The organism is Shinella zoogloeoides, assembly GCF_033705735.1.
Taxonomy (GTDB): Bacteria; Pseudomonadota; Alphaproteobacteria; order Rhizobiales; family Rhizobiaceae; genus Shinella; species Shinella zoogloeoides_A.
The window spans coordinates 2,439,483-2,464,931 of sequence record NZ_CP131130.1 but is presented as its reverse complement, the minus strand read 5'-3'; the positions used below and the strand labels follow the sequence as shown (position 1 = coordinate 2,464,931).

The window sequence follows — 25,449 nt, the reverse complement described above, 5'->3', positions numbered from 1 at the left end:
CCTTGGCCGCTTGCCGCCTTCTCCCCGCTTGCGGGGAGAAGGTCCCGGCAGGGGGATGAGGGGCGACACCACGTTCACGGTTTGGCGCTTCCCGCCAGCGCCCCCCGCCGTAAGGCGCGGGTCATCGTCCAGGGGGCGACGCCGAAGGTGCGGGCGAGGGCGGTGATGGTTTCGCCGTGGCTGAGGCGCTCGCGGGCGAGGCGGAGCTGCCGGTCGTCGAGTTTGGGCGGTCGGCCGAGGCGGGAGCCGCGCTTGCGGGCCGCAAGAAGGCCCTCGCGGGTGCGCTGCGACAGGGTCAGCCGCTCGAATTCCGCCAGCCCGCCCATGACCGTGTAGAGGAAACGGCCGGTCGGCGTCGTCGTGTCGATGCTGAGCTTGGCGATGTGGAAATGGATGCCCCGCTGCTGGAGGGCGTCCAGCTCGGCCAGCGCATCCCGTGCCGAGCGATAGGCGCGGTCGAGGTCCCAGATGACGAGGAGGTCGCCGGCCTCAAGGCCGGCGGTGACCGCCTCGTAGACCGGCCGGCGGCGACTCACCGCTGAAAGCGTCTCGACGTGAAGCTCGTCGCAAAGGTCCCTCAGCCCTTCGATCTGCCGGTCGGGATTCTGGTCGACCGTGCTCACCCTCAGATACCCGATCTTCTTCGCCATGCGCTGCCTTCCGTTTCATGTTGCTTTTTTCAACATAAACGAACGTTTTTGAGCGGGGATATTTGCAGGGATATATTTGTGAAACTGGGCGGCTGATGGCGTGGGAAACAAGTAGAATTCAAGTTTGCGCCAGCGAAAAGGAACAATCAACAAAAACGTTCCTTATCGTTGCCCCAATGAAAATCGCCGAACTGAAAGTGGAGCTTCTGCTCCTCGTCCTCGCCGCCCTACCGGTCGTGTCCCTCGTCCTGCGTTCTGCGGGCGAGTCGAATGTCGTGCAGGTCGTCGAGGCTGCCTTCGTGGACGGCTATCATGTGGACGCGGTGCTGAAGGCCGAAGGCCGCGGCGGGATCGTGAGCGTGTGGATAGAGCAGGGCGGCGTGAGGATGTGCGGCATGGTCGCCCATCTTCCGCGCGGCGAAACGCGGAAGGTGACGGTGCTCTGCCCCGACCTGCGGCCGGAGCCCTTCGAGGTGGGGGCGCAGGCGCGGTAGCGCCCGCGTGCTGTCAATGCGGTGAGACGGTCAGGCGGTGACGCGCGTGCCGGTCAGGCGGGCTTGGTATTGGCCGCGCCGCGGGTGCGGGCGAGGCCGTCCTTGGCCGGCTTGTAGTTCGGGTCGAGGCGCAGCGCCTGCGAATAGGAGCGCGAGGCCTTGGCCATGTCGCCGCGGCGCTCGTAGATGAGCGCCTGGTTGGCCCAGGATTCGGCCAGCTTGCCGTCGAGGTTGATCGCCGTGTTGAAGTCCGAGAACGCGTTGTCGTCGTCGCCGAGCGCCGCGTAGGAAATGCCGCGGCCGTTATAGGGCTCGGCCGAGTTCGGCGAGAGCGAGATGGCCTTGGAGAAGTCCTCGATGGCTTTGTCGTGCTGGCGGCGGGCCTGATAGATCAGGCCGCGATTGTGATAGGCGCGCGGATCGGTCGTATCGAGCTGGATGGCGCGGTTGAAGTCGCGGAAGGCGTCGTCGAGCCGGCCGGCCTGGCGATAGAGATTGCCGCGGCCGATATAGGCGACGTCGTAGTTCGCGTTGAGCTGGAGCGCCGTGTTGTAGTCGGCGGCCGCTTCCGCCTGCCGGCCCATGCTGCGCTGGACGAGCGCGCGGTTGGCGAAGGCCTGGTAGTAGCGCGGGTTCAGCTCGATGGCGCGGTTGAAGTCGTCGAGCGCGCGGCTGTACTGGCCGGCGCGGCCATAGGCCGAGCCGCGCACGTTATAGCCTTCCGGATCCTGCGGGTTGGCGGCGATCACGGCCGAGAGCGACGAGATGTTCTCCTGCGAGCCCTGCGCGCGCTCGACTTTCAGCACGTCCGTCGAGGTGGCGGTCGACTGGCAGCCTGCAAGCACGAGGGCGAGCGAGGCGGCGCCGATGGCGGCCATCAGCGGGCGGCGAATGCGAACGGACGAGGAGGAAGAGAGACGATCGGTCGAAAGCCCGGTAGATGCAGCCATGTCCAAGTGCGAATCCTCAAAGTCGGCTTCATCGCGCCTCATGCGCGAAGAATACGCTACGGCCTGAAACGCAATTCCGGCAAGTGTGCGCAGCGGGCATGCCGGGAATTGCACGGGAAGGGTTTCACAATGGTGAATATCTTCCGCTCACGTCAAAAAAGGCGGCGGCGAAACCCTTCGCCCCCGCCCGGTCTTGCATCCGAAAACGTCGAAAAGACGACCGATCAGCGGGCGCCAGGACGGCCGCCGATGAGGCCTTCGCGCTGGGCGCGCTTGCGAGCCAGCTTGCGAACGCGACGAACAGCTTCAGCCTTTTCACGCGCACGCTTCTGCGACGGCTTTTCGTAATAGTCGCGCATCTTCATTTCACGGAAAATGCCTTCGCGCTGCATCTTCTTCTTGAGAGCGCGGAGAGCCTGATCGACGTTGTTGTCGCGGACAAGTACCTGCACGAGAATCCCGTTCCTTTGGTTCGTTGTTAACCCGGCGATTCCCTGTTCAGGGAGGGGTCGTCAGGCAAATGAGTGACGTTCGCGCAGCCCAGAAGGCTGACGATTGGGGCGTCGGATACCAGAACGCTCGGCAGAAGTCCAGTCTCCCGCATCGCGTTGTTAGGGATTTTGCGCGAAAGGCCGGGAAAAACCTCTCATGGCCGCCGCCGCGGTCATGTCGCATGTGGTACAAGCTACGCCCGAATGCGTCGCAAAGGATACGGCGTCCGCCGTCAGGATTTGCTTTCTATCGGGACAGGAAACAGCCGGCCCCGCCGGCGAGATATCGAGGACACGGGATGCGCAAATATTCGGTTTTCGCCGTCGCCCGCGAGGCGATGCGCGGCCATAAGGGATGGGAGGCACAGTGGACCTCGCCCGAGCCGCGCAAGGAATACGACGTGATCATCGTCGGCGGCGGCGGCCACGGCCTCGGCGCTGCCTACTATCTCGCCAAGGAGCACGGCATCACCAATGTCGCCGTGATCGAGAAGGGCTGGCTCGGCGGCGGCAATACCGGCCGCAACACGACCATCATCCGCTCGAACTATCTCTATGACGAGAGCATGGACATCTACGAGCACTCGCTGAAGCTCTGGGAAGGGCTCAGCCAGGATCTCAATTACAATGTCATGTACTCGCCGCGCGGCGTCATGATGCTGTCGCACAATGTCCACGACAAGCAGTCCTTCCAGCGGCACGTCCACGCCAACCGTCTCTACGGCATCGACAACGAATGGCTGACGCCGCAGCAGGCGAAGGACTTCGTGCCGGTTCTCGACATCTCCGCCACGGCCCGCTACCCGATCAACGGCGCGGCTCTCCAGCGCCGTGGCGGCACGGCCCGCCACGACGCCGTCGCCTGGGGCTATGCCCGCGCCGCTTCCGACCGCGGCGTGCACGTCATCCAGAACTGCGAGGTCAAGGGCATCCGCCGCGGGCCCGACGGCGCGGTGACGGGCGTGGAGACCTCCAAGGGCTTCATCGGCGCCAAGAAGATCGCGGTCTCGGCCTCCGGCCACAACTCGGTCATCCTGTCGATGGCCGACGTGAAGCTGCCGCTGCATTCCGTGCCGCTGCAGGCGCTGGTTTCCGAGCCGATGAAGCCGATCTTCCCCTGCGTGGTCATGTCCAACTCGGTGCATGCCTATATCTCGCAGTCGGACAAGGGCGAGCTCGTCATCGGCGCGGGCACGGACCAGTACAATTCCTACTCCCAGACCGGCGGCCTCCAGATCATCACGCATACGCTGGATGCCATCTGCGAGCTCTTCCCGATGTTCCGGCGCGTCAAGATGATGCGCCAGTGGGGCGGCATCACCGACAACACGCCGGACCGCTCGGCGATCCAGGGCGTGACGCCGGTTCCGAACCTCTTCGTCAATTGCGGCTGGGGCACCGGCGGCTTCAAGGCGACACCGGGTTCGGCCCATCTCTTCGCCCATCTCATCGCCAAGGGCGAGCCGCACAAGCTGGCGGCCGGCCTGACGCTCGACCGCTTCCGTACCGGCCGCCTCATCGACGAGGCAGCGGCCGCGGCCGTGGCGCACTGAGCGGAATCCAATGACCAGAAAGGCCAACAAGCTTTTTTTTCTCGGAGGCGCTGGTGCGGTCCTTCTCGCCCTGGCTGCTGGGCAACTGCACCAGCACACCGGCTCTGAGATAGCGGAGGTTTTGGTTGGAGTTTTCCCGTTTGTGGCATTCCTCTCGCTTGTTTTCGGAGGAGTCATGCCTTGGGTTGGAACGCTCATCCTGAAACATCCGATGCACGACACGGCCGGATATCGAGACGACTATGCCGCTGAGCCGGAGAAGGAAGCTGGTGGTTACTTGTCACAAGGCTGGCGCCGAAAGCGCGAGCGCGTGATGCACCGAAATATAAAAGCCTTTGGCCTCTACATCGAGCCTGACGAGAAGAGTTGAACCATGTTGCTGATCTACTGCCCCTATTGCGAGGAAGAGCGCTCCGAGCTCGAATTCCGCCACGGCGGCGATGCGCATATCGCCCGGCCGACCGATATCGCCGACATCTCCGACGAGGCGTTCGAGGATTACTTCTTCCTGCGCGACAATCCGAAGGGCCTGATCTTCGAGCGTTGGCGCCATATCCATGGCTGCGGCCGCTTCTTCAATGCGGCGCGCGATACCGTCAGCGACAAGTTCTACATGAGCTACAAGGCCGGCGAGCCGAAGCCCGTCATTCCGGGCGTTTCGCCCGCCACCGAGAAAACCGTCGAAACCTATGAAGCCACGGAAGGAACCGCGAAATGAGCGGTGCTAATCGCATTGCCGGTCAGGGCCGCCTGACGCCCGCCAAGACGGCGCGTTTCACCTTCGACGGAAAGACGTTCGACGCGCTCGAGGGCGATACCGTCGCCTCCGCGCTGCTCGCCAACGGCGTTCACCTCGTCGGCCGCTCGTTCAAGTACCATCGCCCGCGCGGCATCCTTTCGGCCGGTCCCGAAGAGCCGAACGCGCTGATCGACGTGTCGCGCGACGCCGCCCGACGCCAGCCGAACGTGCGCGCGCCGGTGCAGGAGGTCTTCGACGGCATGAAGGTGTCGTCGCAGAACCGCTGGCCCTCGCTCGCCTTCGATATCGGCGGCGTCAACAACCTGATGTCGCCGTTCTTCGCGGCCGGCTTCTACTACAAGACCTTCATGTGGCCGAAGGCGGCCTGGGAAAAGCTCTACGAGCCCTTCATCCGCAAGGCCGCCGGCCTCGGCGTCGCCCCGACAGAAGAGGACCCGGATCACTACGCCAACCGCTATGCCTATTGCGACGTGCTGGTCGCCGGTGCTGGTGTCGCCGGCCTTTCGGCCGCGCTTGCCGCCGCTGAAGCGGGCGCGCGCGTCATCATCGTCGACGAGCAGCCGGAAGTCGGCGGTGCGCTGCACTACGACCTGTCGGTGAAGATCGACGGCCAGAACGGCTATGAGTGGGCGCAGACGGCGGCCGCGAAGCTCAAGGCGATGGAGAACGTCACCGTTCTCACCCGCACGACGGCCTTCGGCTACTACAACCACAATTTCGTCGGCCTTGTGGAGCGCGTGACGGATCATCTCGCGCGCCCCGACCGGAAGCTGCCGCGCGAGCGGCTGTGGCAGGTGCGCGCCAAGCGCGTCATCATCGCCACCGGCTCCATCGAGCGCCATATGGTGTTCGCCAACAACGACCGGCCGGGCATCATGCTCGCTTCGGCGGCGCGCACCTATCTCAACCATTTCGGCGTGGCCGTCGGCCGCAAGGTCGGCGTCTACACGGCGAACGATTCTGCCTATGAGGCCGCCTTCGACCTGAAGCGCGCTGGCGTCACCGTCGCCGCCATCGTGGACAACCGCGAGAAGCCCGGCGAAGCGGTTCTGGCTGAAGCCCGCAAGCTCGGCATCGAGGTGCTGGCCGGTCACTCGGTGGTCGACACCAAGGGCAAGCTGCGCGTCTCCTCCATGTCGGTCGCCCGCAACGGCGGCGGCTCGGCGCGGTCGATCCCGGTCGATGCGCTGCTGATGTCGGCGGGCTGGACGCCTTCCGTCCATCTCTTCTCGCAGTCGCGCGGCAAGGTCGCCTATGACGCGGCTACCAGCCGCTTCCTGCCGGGCACCTATGCTCAGGATTGCCTTTCGGTCGGCTCGTGCAACGGCACGGACGGCCTGCAGGCGACGATCGAAGAATCGCTGGCGGCCGGCGAGCTGATGGCCCGCGCCACCGGCAACGAGGGCGGCGGCAAGGTCGAGCTTTCCGGCGAGAACGCCTTCGAATGGACCGGCGGCATGGCCGGTGCCGGCGAAGGCGCCGGCGTCGACACGACGGTCAAGGCCTTCGTCGACTTCCAGAACGACGTCTGCGCCAAGGATATCCGCCTTGCCGTGCGCGAGGGCATGCACTCCATCGAGCATATCAAGCGCTTCACCACCAACGGCATGGCGACGGACCAGGGCAAGCTTTCCAACATCCATGGCCTCGCCATCGCCTCCGAAGTGCTGAACCGCGAGATCCCGAAGATCGGTCTCACGACCTTCCGCGCGCCCTATACGCCCGTCACCTTCGGCGCGCTGATCAGCCATTCGCGCGGCGAGCTGTTCGACCCGGCGCGCAAGACGCCGATCCATGCCTGGGAGGAAGCGCATGGCGCGGTCTTCGAGGATGTCGGCAACTGGAAGCGCGCCTGGTACTATCCGCGCTCCGGCGAGACCATGCACGACGCGGTCAACCGCGAGTGCCGCACGGTGCGTAATGCCGCCGGCCTGTTCGATGCCTCGACGCTCGGCAAGATCGAGGTCGTCGGCCCGGATGCCGGGACCTTCATGAACCTCATGTACACCAACGCCTGGGATACGCTGAAGCCCGGCCGTTGCCGCTACGGCATCATGCTGCGCGAGGACGGCTTCGTCTATGACGACGGCGTCGTCGGGCGTCTGGCGGAGGATCGCTTCCATGTCACGACCACGACGGGCGGCGCGCCGCGCGTCATGCATCACATGGAAGACTATCTCCAGACGGAATTCCCGCATCTCAAGGTCTGGCTGACCTCGACCACCGAACAGTGGGCCGTCATTGCCGTGCAGGGTCCGAAGGCGCGCGAAATCCTCGAGCCGCTGGTCGAGGGTATCGACATCTCCAACGAGGCCTTCCCGCATATGAGCGTGCGCGAAGGCAAGATCTGCGGCGTGCCGACCCGGCTGTTCCGCATGTCCTTCACGGGCGAGGCGGGCTATGAAGTCAACGTTCCCGCCGATTATGGCCAGGCCGTATGGGAAGCCATCTGGGCACGGGCCGAACCGCTCGGCGCCTGCGCCTACGGCACGGAGACGATGCATGTCCTGCGCGCCGAGAAGGGCTATATCATCGTCGGGCAGGACACGGACGGCACGGTCACGCCGCACGATGCCAGCCTCAGCTGGGCCGTCTCCAAGAAGAAGGCGGACTTCGTGGGTATCCGTGGCCTCAAGCGGCCGGATCTCGTCAAGGAGGGCCGCAAGCAGCTCGTCGGCCTTCTGACGAAGGATCCCGGCGTGGTGCTGGAGGAGGGCGCGCAGATCGTCGCCGATCCGAACCAGCCGAAGCCGATGACCATGCTCGGCCATGTCACGTCGTCCTACTGGTCGGAGAATTGCGGCCGATCGATCGCCATGGCGCTCGTTGCCGGCGGTCAGGCCCGCATGGGACAGACGCTCTACGTGCCGATGCCGGACCGCACCATTGCGGTCGAGGTCAGCGACATGGTGTTTATCGACAAGGAAGGAGGACGCCTCAATGGCTGATCAAGCTCTTCGCAAGGCGCCGCTTGCCGGCCGCCATGGCGGCTCCGCCGGCGCGCACGTCACGCCCGCCGCGCCCGCAACCCGCCTGTCGCTGCGTGCCGGCGCCGATGCGCTCGACGCGCTTTCGGCGGCCTTCGGCCTGCAGCTGCCGACGCGTCCGAAGGGCTCGGCCTCGGCGAACGGTCGCCACGCGCTCTGGCTCGGCCCGGACGAATGGTTGCTGATCGACGAGAACGGCGCGGACCTCATGGGCATCGCCTCGGGCGTTTCCGCGCTGCATTCCGCAACGGACGTCTCCCACCGCAATACGGCGGTCCTCGTCTCCGGCCCGGATGCAGCCGGCGCGGTCGCCAGCGGCTGCCCGCTCGACATCGGCAATGCGGTCTTCCCGGTCGGCGCGGCGGCGCGCACGGTGCTCGGCAAGATCGAGATCGTGCTGTTCCGCTCGGGCGAGGAGGATTATCGCGTCGAGTGCTGGCGCTCGTTCTCGCCCTATGCCTTCGGCCTGCTGGCGGAAGGCGCCGAGGACGCCGGGCTCTGATCCTTCAGAGAAAACGATAGAAGAACAGGGCTGTCTCCCGCGTGCCGGGGGACAGCCCTTCGTACAGGCGCCGGTCGTGGCCGCCGAGCACGAAGCCCTGGCGCAGGTAGAAGCGGCAGGCCGCGACATTGTTCGTCTGGGTTTCGAGCCGCAGGCCGGGCAGGCCCTTTTCCCGCGTCCACTGGATTGCCTGCTGCATCAGGCGCTGGGCCGCTCCCGTGCCGCGCCATTCGGCATCGACGGCGAGATCGTCGATGAAGGCGAGATTGTTCCAGCCCGTTGAAAGCGCGATGTAACCGACCGGCGTTTCGTCTCCGATAACGACGAACAGCGCCTTGTCCTCGTCTTCCAGGCAGGAAGCAAGCTCGGCCGCATCAAAGCCGTAGCTCTTGGGGTAGGGCTCGACGGGGCGGGCATGGGCGAGCCACTCGTCTTCGAAGGGCGGCATGGCTTCCCGCGTGACGAGAAAGGAGAAGTCACAGGCGGCCAGCGCCGCCGTGTCTTCCTGTCTGGCGGGGCGGACCTTCACACATCCTCCGGCCGGTCCTTCGGATCGAACTGGATGATGGTGATCCAATCGGCCGTCAGCGCCGGCTTGCGCTCGTCCTCGATCTCGACCGAGACATTGTAGCGGATCGTCACCATGCCCGCGCCGCGGAAGCGGGCCTCGTCGAGCACGAAGCGGCCGCGCACGCGCGCGCCGCTCTTCACCGGCGTCATGAAGCGGACCTTTTCGAAGCCGTAGTTGATGCCCATCGTCTGCTCGATGATGCGCGGCACGCAGTCGAAGTTCATCGCCGAAAGCAGCGACAGGGTGAGGAAACCATGGGCGATGGTGCCGCCGAAGGGCGTTTCGGCCGCCGCGCGCTCGGGATCGGTGTGGATGAACTGGTGGTCTTCCGTCGCATCGGCGAAGCGGTCGATCATGGTCTGGTCGACGGTGAACCAGCGGGATACGCCCAGCTCCGTTCCGACGAGGGCGGCGACATCTTTCAAATGAATATTGGCAGGCATCCGGTCTTCCATCGATCGATAGGGTCTTTTCCAGAGCATGTCCGAACGCAAAGCCGCTTCGCACTTTTGCTGGGAATGCTCTTAGAGACGCGGTTTGTCAGGGCAATGAATTTCAATAGTTTTCGACAAAAATCTCCACCATGCGCGCAGGGAGCGAGCCGGTCGGCGGCTGGTTGGCGGCAAGCAGGCTCACCCAGTCCCGCCCTTCCGGCGGCGGCAGGGCGAGCGCCTGTTCGCCATGCGTGCGGTTGATGGCGATCGCGAGGCGGACGGTGCGCTTCTGCTGGCGGTCGGGCGTTTTGAGGAGAACGAGGAGCGTACCGGCGAAGGGAGCTTCCCAGTCCGCGACGGTCATCGGCGCGCCGGCCAGCGTCAGCCATTCGACGTCGCCCTCGCCGGTGAGGAAGGCCGTGTCGCCGAGCGCGGGGAAGCGCTTGCGGATCGCCGAGAGCATGGCGGCATGCTCGATCAGGCCGTCGTCCAGCCGGTCCCAGTGCATCCAGGTGATGGCGTTGTCCTGGCAATAGGCGTTGTTGTTGCCGTCCTGGCTGCGCCCGCCCTCGTCGCCCGCCGTCAGCATGATCGTGCCGCGGGAAAGGAAGAGGCTGGAGAGCAGGGCCTTCACGTCCGCTCGCCTTGCGGAGAGCACCATGCCGTCGGTCGTCGCGCCTTCCTCACCGTTGTTCCAGGAATGGTTCTCGTTATGGCCGTCGCGGTTGTCCTCGCCGTTCGCCTCGTTGTGTTTCACCGCATGGGAGACGAGGTCGGCCAGCGTGAAGCCGTCATGGGCGGCGAGGAAGTTGACGCTGCGGGTTTCGGTGCCGCCGTGGCGGGAGAAGATGTCGGCCGAGCCGGCAAAGGCGGTGACGAAGGGGCCGAGCCTGTGGCTGTCGCCGCGCCAGAACAGGCGGGCGTCGTCGCGGAAGCGGTCGTTCCATTCGAGGAACGGTGCCGGGAAATTGCCGAGCTGATAGCCGCCGGGGCCGATGTCCCACGGCTCGGCGATCAGCACGCGGTCCTTCAGGAGCGGGTCTGCGCAGATTTCGGAGAGCAGCGCCGCACGGGCGGAAAAGCCGTCCGCCTCACGGCCGAGGATGGTGGCAAGGTCGAAGCGGAAGCCGTCCACGCCCGCATGGCGGACGAAATGGCCAAGGCTGTCGAGCACGAGCTGGCGCACGACGGGATGCTCGCCGGCGATCGTGTTGCCGCAGCCGGTGTCGTTGATCAATTCACCCGGCCGGTCCGGCACGTGCCGGTAATAGGTGAGGTTGTCGAGCCCGCGCATGGAGAGCGTCGCGCCGTGGCGGTCGCTCTCGCCGGAATGGTTGAAGACGAGGTCGAGGATGGTGCCGATCCCCTCGGCGCGCAGCGCCGCGACCGTGTCGGCCAGCTCTTTCATGCCGCCCGGCACGAGGCGCGGGTCGAGCGCCATCAGGGCGATGGGGTTGTAGCCCCAGCTGTTGGACAGGCCGAGCGGCGGCAGGTGGCGCTCGTCGATCCAGGCGGTGATCGGCATCAGCTCCACGGCATCGACGCCGAGGCGCTTCAAATGGGCGAGCACAGCGGGATGGGCGAGCGCGCCGACGGTGCCGCGCATCGTCTCCGGCACGTCCGGGTGCAGCATGGTGAAGGCGCGCACGGCGACTTCATAGACGAAGCCACCGGGGCGGAAGAGCGGGGGCTTCACCGCGACGGGGCGGTCGCGGGTGACGATGGCCTTCGGCACGATGTCCGCCGTCTCCGCGCCGAAGACGGCGAGCCGCCCGTCATGCACGAAGCGGCGGTCGAGTTCCCTGGCATAGGGATCGACCAGCAGCTTCGCCGGATCGAACCAGAGGCCGTGGTCGGGGGAATAGACGCCGTCGGCGCGAAAGCCGTAGCGGGTGCCGGCCGTCGCGCCCTCGACGAAGACGCGGTGGAAGCCGTTCTCGCCCCGCCCCATGGCGAGGCGAGCGAGTTCCTTCTCGCCCTCGTTGTCGAACAGGCAGAGATCGACGCGGGCGGCGTCGCGCGAATAGACCGCGAATTCCACCCCGTCCCCGGAGAGCGTGGCGCCCGGTGCAAAGGAGGGGGCGGTGAAGGTCATCTTACGTGATCACGCTCGGTTCGGTGCGGCCGGTGCGGCTCTTGATGCCGGCGATCTCGTCGGCGACGGCGATGAGGTCGGCAAGGGCTTCCTGCGTGTCGATGTCGTGGCGGGCGGCGTCTGGTTCGAAGCGCTCGATATAGACGCGCAGCGTCGCGCCCGACGTGCCGGTGCCGGAAAGGCGGAAGACGACGCGCGAGCCGCCCTCGAAGAGGATGCGGATGCCCTGGTTCTTGCTGACGGACTGGTCGACCGGGTCGTGATAGGCGAAATCGTCCGCCGTCTCGACCCTGAGCGCGCCGAAGCTCCTGCCGGGAAGCGTGGCGAGCTGGTCGCGCAGGTTCGCTATCAGGCCGTTCGCGGCATCGCTGTCGACCTCCTCGTAATCGTGGCGGGAATAGTAGTTGCGGCCGTAGGTCGCCCAGTGCTGGCGCACGATGTCGATGACGCTTTCCTTGCGCACGGCGAGGATGTTGAGCCAGAGCAGGACCGCCCAGAGGCCGTCCTTCTCGCGCACATGGTTGGAGCCGGTGCCGGCGCTCTCCTCGCCGCAGATCGTGGCAAGGCCGGCATCGAGCAGGTTGCCGAAGAACTTCCAGCCGGTCGGCGTCTCGTAGATGCCGATGCCGAGCTTTTCCGCGACACGGTCGGCCGCGCCGGAGGTCGGCATGGAGCGGGCGATGCCGGCGAGGCCCTTGGCATAGCCGGGGGCGAGATGGGCGTTGGCGGCGAGCATGGCGAGGCTGTCGGAGGGCGTGACGAAGATGCCCTTGCCGATGATGAGGTTGCGGTCGCCGTCGCCGTCCGAGGCCGCGCCGAAGTCCGGCGCGTCGTCGGCCATCATGGTCTCGTAGAGCGCGCGGGCATGGACGAGGTTCGGGTCCGGGTGGTGGCCGCCGAAGTCCGGCAGCGGCATGAAGTTGAGGACCGAGCCCTTGGTGGCGCCGAGGCGGTTTTCGAGGATTTCCTTGGCATAGGGGCCGGTGACGGCGCTCATGGCGTCGAAGACGATGCGGAAGCCGCCGGCAAGCAGGCTACGGATCGCGTCGAAATCGAAGAGCTGTTCCATCAGCTCGGCATAATCGGTGACGGGGTCTATGACCGTGACCGTCATGCCCTCGATCTCGTGGGTGCCTTCGAGGTCGAGATTGACGTCGGGGACGTCGGCGATCCTGTAGCTGTCGATGGACTTGGTGCGGGCGAAGATGGCGTCGGTGATCTTCTCCGGCGCCGGGCCGCCATTGCCGATATTGTATTTGATGCCGAAGTCCTCGGTCGGGCCGCCCGGATTGTGGCTGGCCGACAGCACGATGCCGCCGAAGGCCTTGTTCTTGCGGATGACGTTGGAGGCAGCGGGCGTCGACAGGATGCCACCGCGTCCGACGAGCACGCGGCCGAAACCGTTGGCGGCAGCCATCTTGATGGCGAGCTGGATGACTTCGCGATTGTAGAAGCGGCCGTCGCCGCCGATCACCAGCGTTTCGCCGGCAAAGCCTTCCAGGCTGTCGAAGATCGACTGGATGAAGTTCTCCGCATAGTTCTTCTGCTGGAAGACGGGGACCTTCTTGCGCAGGCCCGAGGTGCCGGGCTTCTGGTCGCTGTAGGGCGTGGTCGGGACGGTCTTGATGGTCATGTTCTATACTCGCGAAAGGAGGCTGGAATAGAGGTCGGCGTAGCGCGCGGCGCTATTCTCCCACGAAACGTCCGACTTCATGCCCTGGTTCTGTATGCGCGCCCAGACTTTCGGTTCGTGCCATGCCTTGAAGACCCGGCGCAATGCCTGGCGCAGGCCCTCGGCATTGATCGGCGTGAACTGGAAGCCCGTGGCGACGCGGGCGGAAAGGGCGGCCTCGTTGGCGTCGATCACCGTATCGGCAAGGCCGCCGGTGCGCGCGACGATGGGGATGCAGCCGTAGCGCAGGCCGTAGAGCTGGGTGAGGCCGCAGGGCTCGAAGCGCGACGGGATGAGGATGGCGTCGCTGCCGGCCTGCATGAGATGCGACAGCGGCTCGTTGTAGCCGATGACGATGCCGACATGGCCGCGATGGCGCGAGGCGGCGGCGAGCAGCGCGCCCTCCAGCCCCTGGTCGCCCGCGCCGAGCACGGCGAGCTTGCCGCCCCGCTCGACGATCCAGTCGGCCACCTCGGCGATGATGTCGATGCCCTTCTGCCAGGTGAGGCGGCTGACGACGCAGAAGATCGGCCCGTCGTCTTCTATGAGGTTGAAGCGCTCGACGAGGGCCTTGCGGTTCATCGCGCGCTTCTTCAGCGAGCCGGCGGCGAAGGAGCGGGCGATATGCGGATCAGTCTCGGGGTTCCAGACGGCGGTGTCGATGCCGTTGACGATGCCGACGAGCTCGCCGGCGCGCGCATTGATGAGGCCTTCGAGCCCCATGCCGTATTCCGGCGTCATGATCTCGTGCGCATAGGTGGGGCTGACGGTGGTGATCGACCAGGCGGTGCGCAGCCCGCCCTTCAGGAAGCCGACATCGCCGTAATATTCGAGCCCTTCGACCGAGAAGGCTTCCGGCGGCAGGTCGAGACCGGCGAAGATCTCCGGGCCGAACTGGCCCTGGAAGGCGAGATTGTGCACCGTGACGACGGTGGGGATGTGCTGCAGGCCGGTATAGCGCATGTAGACGGCCGTCATCGCCGCCTGCCAGTCATGGGCATGCACGATATCCGGTTGCCAGCCGGGAATGAGGCCCCGGGCGATCTCGGCGCCCGCAAGCGAAAGGGCGGCGAAGCGCCGCCAGTTGTCGACGAAATCCTTGCCAGTGGCATCCGTATAGGGCCCGCCCTGCCGGTCGAAGAAGCCCGGCGCGTCGAGCACGAGGATGTCGATGCCCTCGTGCGTCGCGGCGAGGATGCGGGCGGGTTCGCCGAGGAGGTCCTCGAAGGTCGCCACCACCTCGGTCTTCGCCAGCCGCTGCATGACCGCGGGATAGCCGGGCATCAGCGTGCGCATGTGCATGCCATGCCCGGCGAGTGCGATCGGCAGCGCGCCGGCGACGTCGGCAAGGCCTCCCGTCTTGATCAGCGGGAATACTTCGGATGCCACCGAAAGGATGTTCATGTCCGGGCTAGAGCTCCAGCTTGTCGATCATCGGTTGGGTGATGAGGCATATGCCGTTCTCCGAGCGGCGGAAGCGCTTGGCGTCGAGTTCCGGGTCCTCGCCGACGACGAGGCCTTCGGGGATGACGACCCGGCTGTCGATGACGACGTTCCTCAGCTGCGCGTGCCGGCCGATCATGACGTTCGGCAGGATGATGGCCCCTTCGAGGCGCGAGTAGGAATTGGCGCGCACCCCGGTGAAGAGCAGGCTGCGGTTCAGCGAGGCGCCGGAGATGATGCAGTCGCCCGAAATCAGCGAGGAGGTCGCAGAGCCGCGGCGGTTCTCGTCGTCATGCACGAACTTGGCCGGTGGCTTGATCTCGGCGAAGGTCCAGATCGGCCAGGAACCGTCATAGATGTCGAGCTCGGGGGTGACGTCCGTCAGGTCGATATTGGCCTGCCAGTAGGCGTCGATGGTGCCGACGTCGCGCCAGTAGGCCTCGCGCTCGAAGTCCGAGCGCACGCAGGAGGCGGTGAAGCGGTGGGCGACGGCTTTGCCGTGCTCGACGATATAGGGGATGATGTCCTTGCCGAAGTCGCGGCTGGAGGTCGGGTCGGCGGCGTCGCGGCGCAAGAGGTCCATCAGGAACTTCGTGTGGAAGACGTAGATGCCCATGGAGGCGAGCGCCATTTCCGGATTGCCGGGAATGCCTGGCGGATCGGCCGGCTTTTCCACGAAGGCGATGATCTCATCCTTCTCGTCGACATGCATGACGCCGAAGCCGGTCGCTTCCATGCGCGGCACTTCGAGGCAGCCGATGGTGACCTGCGCGCCGGAATCCACGTGCTGCTGGAGCATCAGCTCGTAGTCCATCTTGTAGATATGGTCGCCGGCGAGGATGACCATGTATTCGACGCCGTAATCCTCGATGATATCGATGTTCTGATAGACCGCGTCGGCGGTGCCTTCGTACCACTGGGTCTCGGAGACGCGCTGGGAGGCGGGCAGGATATCGAAGCTCTCGTTTCGCTCGGGACGGAAGAAGTTCCAGCCGCGCTGCATGTGGCGGATCAGCGAATGGGCCTTGTACTGGGTGGCGACGCCGATGCGGCGGATGCCGGAATTCAGCGCATTGGAGAGCGCGAAGTCGATGATGCGCGCCTTGCCGCCGAAATGGACGGCGGGCTTGGCGCGCCGGTCGGTCAGCTCCTTCAGGCGGCTGCCGCGTCCGCCCGCGAGAACATAGGCCATCGCGTCACGGGCGAGGGGTTGATTGCGCTTCTGCTCCATTGTGTCCTCCCAGCTTCTGTCATGCGTCCAGCTCGAGCATCACCGTCGCCAATGGCGGCAGGGTGATGGCGGCGGCTATTCTTCCGTTTGCGTGCTTGCGGGCCTCGACGGCGCCGCCGTTCCCCTTGCCGCTGCCGCCATAGATCTCGGCATCGGTGTTGAGGATTTCCCGCCACCGGCCCTCCACCGGCAGCGGCACCCCATAGCCCTCGCGGTAGACGGGGGTGAAGTTGGTGATGACGGCGATCGGCTTTTCGCCGGGCGCCTTGCGCAGCCAGGCGAAGACCGAGTTGTCGCGGTCGTCGGCGATCAGCCATTCGAAGCCTTCGCCCTCGCAGTCGCGGGCATGGAGCGCGGCCTTGCGGCGATAGGTGCCGTTGAGGTCGCGCACGAGCCGGCGCATGCCTTCGTGCAGCGGATATTCGAGCAGGTTCCAGTCGAGCGAGCGGGCCTCGCTCCATTCCTGCCACTGGGCGAACTCCTGGCCCATGAAGAGCAGCTTCTTGCCGGGATAACCCCACATGAAGCCGTAATAGGCCCTGAGATTGGCGAATTTCTGCCAGTCGTCGCCGGTCATCTTGGCGATCAGCGAGCCCTTGCCGTGCACCACCTCGTCATGGCTGAGCGGCAGCACGAAGTTCTCCGTGAAGGCATAGAGCAGGCCGAAGGTCATGTCGTTATGGTGGAACTTGCGGTGCACCGGCTCGCGCGAGAGATATTGCAGCGTATCGTGCATGAAGCCCATGTTCCACTTGAAGCCGAAGCCCAGCCCGCCTTCATGCACGGGGTGCGAGACTTTCGGCCAGGAGGTGGATTCCTCCGCGATGGTCAGGATGCCGGGATGGCCGGCATAGACGTGGCGGTTCATGGACTGCAGGAAGCGAACGGCTTCCAGGTTCTCGTTGCCGCCGTATTCGTTGGGCACCCATTCGCCGTGCTTGCGCGAATAGTCGAGATAGAGCATCGAGGCGACCGCATCGACGCGCAGGCCGTCGAGATGGAACTTCTGCGCCCAGTAGAGCGCGTTGTTGATGAGGTAGGAGAGCACTTCGGCGCGACCGAAATTGTAGATCGCCGTGTTCCAGTCCGGGTGGAAGCCCTGGCGCGGGTCGGCATGTTCGTAGAGCGCGGTGCCGTCGAAGCGGCCGAGGCCGTGCGCGTCCGTCGGGAAATGCGCCGGCACCCAGTCGAGGATGACGCCGATGCCGACCTTGTGGCAGCCATTGACGAAACGGGCGAAGCCTTCCGGCTCGCCGAAGCGGGCCGTCGGCGAATAGAGGCCGGTCGTCTGGTAGCCCCAGGATGGGTCGAAGGGATATTCGGAGATCGGCAGGAACTCGATATGGGTGAAGCCCATGTCGACGCAATAGGGGATGAGATGATCGGCCAGCTCGTCCCAGGTCAGGAACGCCCCGTCGCCATGGCGCTGCCAGGAGCCGGCATGGACCTCGTAGATCGAGATCGGCTGGCGGCGGGCATCCGCGGAGGCCCAATGGGCAAGGTGCGCCTCGTCCTCCCAGGCCTGGTCGATCGGGCCGGTCGTCATCGAGGCATTGTTGGGGCGCAGTTCCGAGCGGCGGGCGAAGGGGTCGGCCTTGAGCGGCAGGACCTCGCCGTTCATGCCGACGATCTCGAACTTGTAGGCGTGGCCTTCGGCGATGCCGGGCAGGAAGACTTCCCAGATACCGGTGTCGCGGCGAAGGCGCATCGGGTTCCGCCGCCCGTCCCATTCGTTGAAATTGCCGACGACGGAGACGCGCCGGGCATTCGGCGCCCAGACGGCGAAGTGGAAGCCCTCGACGCCTTCCAGCGTCATCGGATGGGCGCCCATCTTGTCGAAGAGGCGAAGATGCGAGCCTTCGCGGATATAGTAGTCGTCCATCGGGCCGAGCACGGGGCCGAAGCTGTAGGGATCGACGACGGTCCATTCCCCGCCGGCATTGCGGGCGCGGTAGCGGACCGGCTGGAGCTTTTTCGCCGCGACCTCGCCGGCGAAGATGCCGGCCTCGGCGACGCGCGTCAGCGTGCCGATCTCCTTGCCGGACAAGGTCTCGACCACCACCTCGCTCGCCCCGGGCAGGAAGCAGCGGGCGATGAACGTGTTGCCGGACGCGTGAAGGCCCAGCACTGCGAACGGGTCCCAGTGCCTTCCCTCCAAGATCGCGTCGATGTCCGCCTTCGCCAGAAGCTCTGACGGTTGTTCCGTCGTGCCTTTTTTTGGCGGTGCGGTCATCAGGCTCTCCAGATTTCCGTTGCGTATTGGCGGATAGTGCGGTCGGAGGAGAACCAGCCCATGCGGGCGGTGTTCCTTATCGTTTTCGCATACCAGGAGGGCTTGTCGGTCCAGATGGCGTCGACCTCGCGCTGGGCTTTCGCATAGGCGTCGAAATCGGCCGCCACCATGAACCAGTCGTGATTGTAGATGCCGTCGACGAGGCCGGTGAAGCGGTTGCGGTCGTCGGGCGAGAAGACGCCGGAGGAGATGGCGGCGAGCGCCTGGGAAAGCTCCCGCGACTGCTCGATGATGGCGCGGGGATTGTGCCCCTCGGCGCGCACTTTCGCCACTTCTTCGGCGGTCATGCCGAAGATGACGATGTTCTCCGCGCCGACATGGTCGCGCATCTCGACATTGGCGCCGTCGAGCGTACCGATGGTCAGCGCGCCGTTGAGGGCGAACTTCATGTTGCCGGTGCCTGAGGCTTCCATGCCGGCCGTCGAGATCTGCTCGGAAAGATCGGCGGCGGGCACCATGATCTCGGCGAGCGAGACATTGTAGTTCGGCACGAAGACGACCTTGAGCAGGCCGCGCACGGCCGGGTCGTTGTTGATCACCTTCGCCACGTCGTTGGCGAGCTTGATGATCAGCTTGGCATTGTGATAGCTCGGCGCCGCCTTGCCCGCGAAGAGTTTTACACGCGGCACCCAGTCGAGCTCCGGATGCGAGCGGATCTGGTCGTAGAGCGCGACGGCCTCGATGATGTTGAGGAGCTGGCGCTTGTATTCGTGGATGCGCTTGATCTGGATGTCGAACATCGCGGCGGGGTCGATGCGCACGCCCATGCGGCTGCCGACGAGGTTCGCGAGGCGGTTCTTGTTCTCCCGCTTGATCGCTGCAAAGCGCCCCTGGAAATCCCGGTTGTCGGCGAAGGCGTCGAGCGCCGTCAGTGCCTCGGCATCGTCCATGAAGGCGTCGCCGATGGATTCGCGGATCAGCTCGAACAGGCCCGGATTGCACTGCATCAGCCAGCGGCGCGGCGTGATGCCGTTCGTCTTGTTGTTGATGCGGTCGGGATAGAGCTTGTGCAGGTCGGCGAAGACCGTTTCCTTCATCAGCTCGGTATGCAGCGCCGACACGCCGTTGATCGAGTGCGAGCCGACGAAGGCGAGATTGCCCATGCGCACGCGGCGCTCGCCGGATTCCTCGATCAGCGAGATGTTGCGGATGCGCTGGTCCTCGAAACCCTTTTCCTTACGGGCCTCGACGAGAATCTTGGCGTTGATCGCATAGACGATCTGCATGTGGCGCGGCAGAAGGCGCTCGAAGAGCGGCACCGGCCAGCTTTCCAGCGCTTCCGGCAGGAGCGTGTGATTGGTGTAGGAGAAAGTGCGGCGGGCCAGATCCCAGGCGATATCGAAATCGAGGCCGTGCACATCGGTGAGCAGGCGCACCAGCTCGGCGACGGAAACGGCGGGGTGCGTGTCGTTGAGCTGGATGGCGACGGCGTCCGGCAGGGAGCTGAAATCCGGATATTGCTGGAGGTGGCGGCGCAGGATGTCCTGCAGCGAGGCCGAACAGAAGAAGAATTCCTGGCGCAGGCGCAGTTCCTGGCCGGCGGGCGTGGCATCGGCCGGATAGAGCACGCGCGTCAGGCTTTCGGCCTTGTTGCTCTCGCGAAGGGCACCGATATGGTCGCCGGCATTGAAGGCGTCGAGCAGGATCGGGTCGATGGGATTGGCCGACCACAGGCGCAGCGTGTTGACGCGCTTGGCGTGCCAGCCGACGGCCGGCGTGTCATAGGCCGTCGCGATGACGCGCTCGGCCGGCTTCCAGACGAAGCGCTGCTTGTCCTCGCCGATATTGATCGTCTCCACGGCACCGCCGAAGCCGATCTCGTAGGAGCTTTCGCGCCGCTCGAATTCCCAGGGGTTGCCGTGGGCGAGCCATGTCTCGGGTAGTTCCACCTGCCAGCCGTCCGCCATCTGCTGGCGGAAGAGGCCGTGCACGTAGCGGATGCCGTAGCCATAGGCGGGCACGTCGACCGTCGCCATGCTCTCCATGAAGCAGGCGGCGAGGCGTCCGAGGCCGCCATTGCCGAGCGCGGCATCGGGCTCCAGCTCGGCGATGACGTCGAGATCGACGCCGAGCGAGGCGAGTGCATGGCGCATTTCGTCCAAAATGCCGATATTCGTCATGGCGTCGCGCATCAGGCGGCCGATGAGAAACTCCAGCGAGAGATAGTAGACGCGCTTCGATCCGGTGGAATAGGTGCGGCGCGTGGAGTCCATCCACTTGTCGGTGACGCGGTCGCGCGCCACGAGGATCGCAGCGGTCAGCCAGTCATGCGGCTTGGCGACTTTCGGGTCCTTGCCGATGCGGTATTTGAGGCGTTCGAGAAGTTCTGTGGCGAGCTGTTCACGGTCCGATGATCGAGGGGCGGGGGCAAGGTCGTTGTTGGTTACCCTGTTCATCATCGGCGAACCTTGCCCCTTTGCATTCTCAGCGTTCGATCAGTCGAAAATCGCGTTTAAATCAATTTATGCATCTATCCGAAGCGCTTGCAATATGCCTTTTCAAGAAAGGGCGCATGCATTTTCGACAGGGCTGAAACAGCTCCGGGAGATGAAAAAGCCCGCCGAGCGGCGCACGGCGGGCTTCGTTCATCAAAGGAAAGCGCCGGTTATTTCGTGACGCGGGCGATCACCTGCGAAGCCTGCTGACCGATGGTCTTGAACGCCGCCAGAAGGTCGGCGGTGCTCTCGGCGGCGAAGTAGTGGTTCGTTGTGGTGGCGCAATATTGCAGCAGGGCCTGGCCACGGCTCGGCGCCATGAAGGCGATCGTGTAGACTTCGATATTGTTTGCCTTCGCCTTGTCGCACTCTGTCTTCGTGTCTGTGTCGGCGGATGCGATGTTATTGTCGCCGTCGGTCATGAAGATAATGTATTTCGACGGCACCTGACCGTTGCCGGCCTTGTTCCTGTGCTCGGTCTCTTCCGTGCCGCTTGTCAGGCTGTTGTAGGCGGTGGTGAAGGCGGGGGCCGAGTTGGTGTTGCCGCTGGCGGTCAGCGCGTTGACGTACTTGAGGACACCTGCCGTTCCCCAGGCGAGATCCGTGGGCGACTGGGCTGAGCTGTTGTACGATACGGCGCCGGTGCGCACGAAAATCGCCTTGGGGTCGGCAGTATCGAGTTGCTTGAGAAGATCCTGCGTGGCGAGCTGCAGCGAGGCTATGCGTGTCAGCTTGGTCGTGCAGGTCTTGTTCGGATCCTTCCTCGTAGGGCAAGCATAGGTCGTCGTGCTGTTCGTCTGTTCGCCCATCGAGCCGGAGCGGTCGAGCACGAAATACATCGACAGGGCATTCTTCGATTCCGTGCCGCTCTCCGCCGATCCGCTCGCGGCGATCTGCTTCGAGGTCTGGCCGAAAAGACGCGTCAGTGGGTTGAGCTGCAGCTCGTAACCTGTCGCGACATTGATCTTGAAGGTCTTGCCGCCGGAGGCTTCGGTCGTTTCCGTGATGTCGATGGTCGTGGCCGAGGTCAGGTCGCTCTTGCCGGGCAGGGTGCCGCTCAGCTGCGTCTTGAAAAATTTCAGCGCGATTTCCTTGGCTTCCGCGACAGTCTTCTTATCGTTGGAAAGCGCCGAGGCGGCGGCCAGCGAGGCGGAGTCGACCGCATCCTGCAGCTCGGCCTTGGTCAGCACCATGTTGGTGAGGTCCATCGCGAAGCCGCCGGCACCCAGGATGACCGGGAGGGCGAAGGCCGTCATCATCGCGAAATTGCCGCGGCGGTCATCCCGCAAGCGGGCCAGCAGGCTGCGTTTTTCCGTCATCTTCTTCATGAGACTTCACTCAACATCGTCATAATGTGGGGTGAAGCTACCAGCGAAGTGTTATTCAACGGTTCGAGCGCGTGGTATAGTTTTCGTAAAATTGCGCGGGTCCCGAAATCCCGCCGCCTGTCGCTGTTTCCAAACGGGAATTCACGATGCCGGCCGTACCGGGATGACGTCGACGGCCTGGTTCGTCTGGTGCTGGCCGTAACCCTTCAGGACGCCGATGACGGGGGCGACGTCGGCATAGTCGCGGCCATAGGCGACGACGATATGGTCGGTGCCGGCGGGGATGTCGTTTGTCGGGTCGAGTTCCATCCAGCCGTTCACCCGTCCGCCCCAGTAGCGCACCCAGGCATGCATGGCATCCGCGCCCTCCAGCCGCTCCTTGCCCGGCGGGGGAATGGTGCGCAGGAACCCGCTGACATAGCCGGCGGGAATGCCGAGGCTGCGCAGCGCCACGATCATCACATGGGAGAAATCCTGGCAGACACCGCGTTTCAGCTTGAAGGCCTCGCGCGGGGTCGTGTCGACGCTCGTCGCCTTCGGGTCGTAGGTGAAGTCCTTGTGGATGCGGGCACAGAGTGCCGTCGCGATGGCGCGGACCGTCATGCCGGGCTTGGCGATGGCGCGGGCATAGTCGGCGATCTCCGGGCAGTCCTTCAGCCGCGGGCTCGGCCCGGTATAGTGGTGCGGCGAGCCGGCGTCGAGCGACCAGTAGCCGGCGATGTCCTCCGGCAGCTCGGTGACGCGGGGCGAGAGGTCGGCGGTGGCTTCCGGCGCATCGACCTGCACGCGCGCCTGCATGCGGATGTCGAGCCGCTCATGCTGGCTGCGGAAGAGGATCGCGCTCATCGGGTTTTCGAAGAAGTCGTGATGGTCGACCCGCTCGCCCGGGCCGGGCGTGACGCCGACCGTGCCGGCGACGAGGCGCTGTCGGCCTTCGATGGAGAGCGGCAGAACGCGAACGATATGCCGGCCGCCGGAAACCGGCGTGTCATAGAGATAGCTGATATGGAGGTTGACGTCGTAGAGCATGGTTCGGCGCCTCCTCCTCGCTCAGCTCAGATAGGTTTGCGCGAGAATGTCGGAGAGCTTTTCCATCTCCGTCTCGAGGCGCTTGTAGACAGCGTCCGTCATCGTCTCCGGCGTCATCACCGCCAGCCCCGCGTGAAGGCGCATGGCCTCGCGGTAGAAGGGCGACATCTGGCCGTTCGAATAGGCGTTCGGCAATTGCTCGATCTCGTTCTTGATCTCGTTCAATTGGTAGAGGATCGAGCGCGGATTGAGCGCGTCGAGCGCCAGCAGGTCAGTCACGGTCAGGCGCGCGGTCGCCACGTTGTAGCGGCGGCGATGGGTCATGACGCTGTCGCCGATCTCCAGCAGCATGTCGAGCGCGCCGTCCGGTGCATCCTCGCCGGACATGTGCCCGAGCAGGCGCGTCATGTGCAGGCCGCGTTCGAGGTAACGGCCGATGGACAGGAACCGCCAGCCGGTGAAGCGATACATGTTCTCGTGCACGAGGCCGGCGAAGCCCGCGAGCTTGCGCAGCAGTACCGTCATGGCGCGGGTCGCATCGTCGCCAGGCTGGATGCTGACATGGAAGCGGCGGGCGGTCTTCGACAGGTCATTGAGCGCGAGCCAGCCGTCCGGCGAGAAGCGGTCGCGGATGTTGCTGGCGGAGAAGACGGCGCTGTCGATGTTGCGGATGAGGCTCGTCGGTACCGCTTCGGATGTGTCGATGTCGAGCGCGTCGAGATATTCGCTGACATCCTTCAGGAGAGGCTGTTCCGGATCGGCATATTCGGCGTAGCGGCCATGCCAGGCGCGCAGGATGCGCAGCGCGCCCTCCGCCCGCTCGATATAGCGGCCGAGCCAGAAGAGGTTGTCCGCCGCGCGGCTCGGCAGGCTGCCGGGCATGTTGCGGGTGAATTCTTCCTCGGCCGGCAGGAGCGAGGTGCGCTCGACGGGCTTGCGGCTGACGATCCAGACATCGGCGGCCGAGCCGCCTTCCTGCATGGCGATGGCCGCGACATTGTCGCCCGAACCGATGCGGGCGAAGCCGCCGGGCATGATCTGCCAGCCGTCACGGGTGCGGGCGGCGAAAACGCGCAGCGACATGGGCCGCGGCACCAGCTTGCCATCGACGAAGGCGGGTGTGGTGGAGAGGGTGACGGCTTCCTGGCCGACGAGCTTGGCACCGTCCGTCGCCAGCCATTCGGCGATGGATTGCTTGGCCGTGTCGCGCAGGCTGGAGCCGAGCACGGACTGGGCGTTGTCGTCGAAGAAGGGGCGCGTGGAATAGGCCGGGCCGATGACCATGCGCTCGATATTGGCCGCGACGTGCTCGCGCTCGTCCTTCTGGCCGCACCACCACGTTGCGATGGAGGGGAGGCGCTGCTCCTCGCCGAGCAGGTGCCGGCAGATATTCGGCAGGAAGGCGAGGAAGGCACGGGTTTCGACGATGCCCGCGCCGAGCGCGTTGACGAAGGTGACGGAGCCGGAGCGCAGCGCCTCGACCATGCCGGGCGTGCCGATATGGGAGTTCTGGTTCAGCTCGAGCGGATCGGCAAAGGCGGCATCGAGACGGCGCCAGAGCACGCCGATGGGCTTGAGGCCCGCGACCGTGCGCACCATGACCTTGCCGTCGACGACGGTCAGGTCCTCGCCCTCCAGCAGCATGAAGCCGAGATAGCGGGCGATATAGGCGTGTTCGAAATAGGTTTCGTTGGCAAGGCCGGGTGTCAGGACGGCGATGCGGTCGTCCGCTGCCTTGCCCGCCTGCAGCGCATTGCGGAAGGCGCCGAAGAAGCCGGCGAGGCGATGGGCGTGGGTTTCGGCATAGACGTCGGAGAAGGCGCGGGTCGTCGCCACGCGGTTTTCCAATGCGAAGCCGGCGCCGGAAGGGGCCTGGGTGCGATCGGAAAGGACCCACCAGTTGCCGTCCGGCCCACGGCCGATCTCGAAGGAGACGAAGTGCAGGAAATGCCGGCCGGCCGGCTGCACGCCGACGAGCGGGCGCAGGAATTCGTCGTTGGAGGCGACGAGGGCAGGGGGGAGCAGGCCGTTGGCGACGAGTTCGTTCCTGCCGTAGATATCGGCGATGACGGCTTCCAGCAGTTCTGCGCGCTGGACGAGGCCGCGCGATAGGTTTTCCCATTCGGCCTCGTCGATGATGACGGGAACGTGGGAGAGCGGCCAGGCGCGGTCAGTGACGGCCTCCTTGCCATAGGCGCGGTAGAAGACGCCGGCATCGCGCAGATACCGGTCGGCGCGGGCGAAGCGGCCGGCCAGTTCGGTTTCGTCCATGCGCTCGAGCGCGTTGAGAAGGGCACGCCAGACGGGGCGCACGACGCCGTCGGTGTCGACCATTTCGTCGGCGACGCCGGGAAGGGGCGCATAGGCGCGCGCGGATGCTTCCGCCGCCTCGGCCTCGATGCGTTCCGCTTCCGCAGTCGTGGTCTTCAATCAATATCTCCTAGGAAGCTTTCGTATTTCCGCCTTCTTCGAAATGCGGAAATGCTCCAGCTCTTTGTCTCGCGCAATTCCAGACGCAAAACCGCTGCGCA

The 25,449-nt window shown here is 65.2% G+C and carries 20 protein-coding genes; 6 read left to right on the top strand and 14 right to left on the bottom strand.

The features are described 5' to 3' along the window. Positions 1-74: 74 nt before the first annotated feature. Positions 75-650 (bottom strand): recombinase family protein, encoded by a 576-nt coding sequence (locus ShzoTeo12_RS12310; RefSeq protein WP_318909883.1) that lies wholly within the window; start codon positions 648-650, stop codon positions 75-77. A gap of 176 nt (positions 651-826) precedes the next feature. On the opposite strand from ShzoTeo12_RS12310, the gene ShzoTeo12_RS12305 reads away from it, so the two are divergent. Next, positions 827-1,144: a hypothetical protein gene (locus ShzoTeo12_RS12305; RefSeq protein WP_318909882.1), complete on the top strand. Its 318-nt coding sequence runs from the start codon at positions 827-829 to the stop codon at positions 1,142-1,144. Between the two features lie 53 nt (positions 1,145-1,197). Here the strand turns inward: ShzoTeo12_RS12305 and ShzoTeo12_RS12300 are convergent, their stop codons facing one another. Both ShzoTeo12_RS12300 and rpsU read right to left on the bottom strand, forming a co-directional pair. Then, positions 1,198-2,022, bottom strand: coding sequence for a tetratricopeptide repeat protein (locus tag ShzoTeo12_RS12300; protein ID WP_245424822.1), 825 nt, complete (start codon positions 2,020-2,022; stop codon positions 1,198-1,200). Positions 2,023-2,318: 296 nt separating this feature from the next. Then, complete coding sequence (gene rpsU, locus ShzoTeo12_RS12295) at positions 2,319-2,546, bottom strand: 30S ribosomal protein S21 (protein WP_119256642.1); 228 nt, start codon at positions 2,544-2,546, stop codon at positions 2,319-2,321. Positions 2,547-2,884: 338 nt separating this feature from the next. Here rpsU and ShzoTeo12_RS12290 point away from each other — a divergent pair, with 338 nt between their 5' ends. From ShzoTeo12_RS12290 to ShzoTeo12_RS12270, 5 genes are read left to right on the top strand one after another with little or no spacing between them, the layout of a single operon-like run. Next, the gene (locus tag ShzoTeo12_RS12290; protein ID WP_119256643.1) at positions 2,885-4,138 is read left to right on the top strand and encodes a sarcosine oxidase subunit beta family protein; all 1,254 of its coding nucleotides are present in this window, start codon (positions 2,885-2,887) and stop codon (positions 4,136-4,138) included. A gap of 10 nt (positions 4,139-4,148) precedes the next feature. Next, positions 4,149-4,508: a hypothetical protein gene (locus tag ShzoTeo12_RS12285; protein ID WP_318909881.1), complete on the top strand. Its 360-nt coding sequence runs from the start codon at positions 4,149-4,151 to the stop codon at positions 4,506-4,508. Between the two features lie 3 nt (positions 4,509-4,511). Continuing rightward, positions 4,512-4,856, top strand: coding sequence for a sarcosine oxidase subunit delta (locus tag ShzoTeo12_RS12280; RefSeq protein WP_119256645.1), 345 nt, complete (start codon positions 4,512-4,514; stop codon positions 4,854-4,856). Further along, a complete protein-coding gene (locus ShzoTeo12_RS12275) occupies positions 4,853-7,846 on the top strand; it encodes a sarcosine oxidase subunit alpha (RefSeq protein ID WP_318909880.1) in 2,994 nt (997 codons plus the stop codon). The genes ShzoTeo12_RS12280 and ShzoTeo12_RS12275 overlap by 4 nt, the downstream gene beginning before the upstream one ends. After that, a complete protein-coding gene (locus ShzoTeo12_RS12270) occupies positions 7,839-8,387 on the top strand; it encodes a sarcosine oxidase subunit gamma (RefSeq protein WP_318909879.1) in 549 nt (182 codons plus the stop codon). Before ShzoTeo12_RS12275 ends, ShzoTeo12_RS12270 begins: the two co-directional genes overlap by 8 nt. 4 nt (positions 8,388-8,391) lie before the next feature. On the opposite strand, the gene ShzoTeo12_RS12265 is transcribed toward ShzoTeo12_RS12270, so the two are convergent. From ShzoTeo12_RS12265 to ShzoTeo12_RS12215, 11 genes are all read right to left on the bottom strand, one after another. Next, entirely contained in the window at positions 8,392-8,916 is a 525-nt protein-coding gene (locus tag ShzoTeo12_RS12265; RefSeq protein ID WP_318909878.1) for a GNAT family N-acetyltransferase, read from the bottom strand. After that, entirely contained in the window at positions 8,913-9,401 is a 489-nt protein-coding gene (locus ShzoTeo12_RS12260; RefSeq protein WP_318909877.1) for a MaoC family dehydratase, read from the bottom strand. The genes ShzoTeo12_RS12265 and ShzoTeo12_RS12260 overlap by 4 nt, the downstream gene beginning before the upstream one ends. A 112-nt stretch (positions 9,402-9,513) precedes the next feature. Next, entirely contained in the window at positions 9,514-11,487 is a 1,974-nt protein-coding gene (gene glgX, locus ShzoTeo12_RS12255) for a glycogen debranching protein GlgX (RefSeq protein WP_318909876.1), read from the bottom strand. A gap of 1 nt (position 11,488) precedes the next feature. Next, positions 11,489-13,120, bottom strand: a complete 1,632-nt coding sequence (locus ShzoTeo12_RS12250; protein ID WP_318909875.1) for an alpha-D-glucose phosphate-specific phosphoglucomutase — start codon at positions 13,118-13,120, stop codon at positions 11,489-11,491. Between the two features lie 3 nt (positions 13,121-13,123). Beyond that, the gene (glgA, locus tag ShzoTeo12_RS12245; protein WP_318909874.1) at positions 13,124-14,563 is read right to left on the bottom strand and encodes a glycogen synthase GlgA; all 1,440 of its coding nucleotides are present in this window, start codon (positions 14,561-14,563) and stop codon (positions 13,124-13,126) included. A 7-nt stretch (positions 14,564-14,570) separates the two neighbouring features. Beyond that, positions 14,571-15,833, bottom strand: coding sequence for a glucose-1-phosphate adenylyltransferase (glgC, locus tag ShzoTeo12_RS12240; protein ID WP_318909873.1), 1,263 nt, complete (start codon positions 15,831-15,833; stop codon positions 14,571-14,573). Between the two features lie 19 nt (positions 15,834-15,852). Continuing rightward, entirely contained in the window at positions 15,853-18,066 is a 2,214-nt protein-coding gene (glgB, locus tag ShzoTeo12_RS12235) for a 1,4-alpha-glucan branching protein GlgB (protein WP_318909872.1), read from the bottom strand. Next, on the bottom strand, positions 18,066-20,525 hold the full coding sequence (locus ShzoTeo12_RS12230) for a glycogen/starch/alpha-glucan phosphorylase (protein ID WP_119256653.1): 2,460 nt from the start codon (positions 20,523-20,525) through the stop codon (positions 18,066-18,068). Before ShzoTeo12_RS12230 ends, glgB begins: the two co-directional genes overlap by 1 nt. A 206-nt stretch (positions 20,526-20,731) precedes the next feature. Continuing rightward, positions 20,732-21,889, bottom strand: coding sequence for a TadE/TadG family type IV pilus assembly protein (locus tag ShzoTeo12_RS12225; protein ID WP_318909871.1), 1,158 nt, complete (start codon positions 21,887-21,889; stop codon positions 20,732-20,734). Between the two features lie 141 nt (positions 21,890-22,030). Further along, on the bottom strand, positions 22,031-22,918 hold the full coding sequence (locus tag ShzoTeo12_RS12220) for a transglutaminase family protein (protein ID WP_119256654.1): 888 nt from the start codon (positions 22,916-22,918) through the stop codon (positions 22,031-22,033). 21 nt (positions 22,919-22,939) lie between these two features. Beyond that, a complete protein-coding gene (locus tag ShzoTeo12_RS12215) occupies positions 22,940-25,318 on the bottom strand; it encodes a circularly permuted type 2 ATP-grasp protein (RefSeq protein ID WP_318912450.1) in 2,379 nt (792 codons plus the stop codon). Between the last annotated feature and the right edge of the window lie 131 nt (positions 25,319-25,449).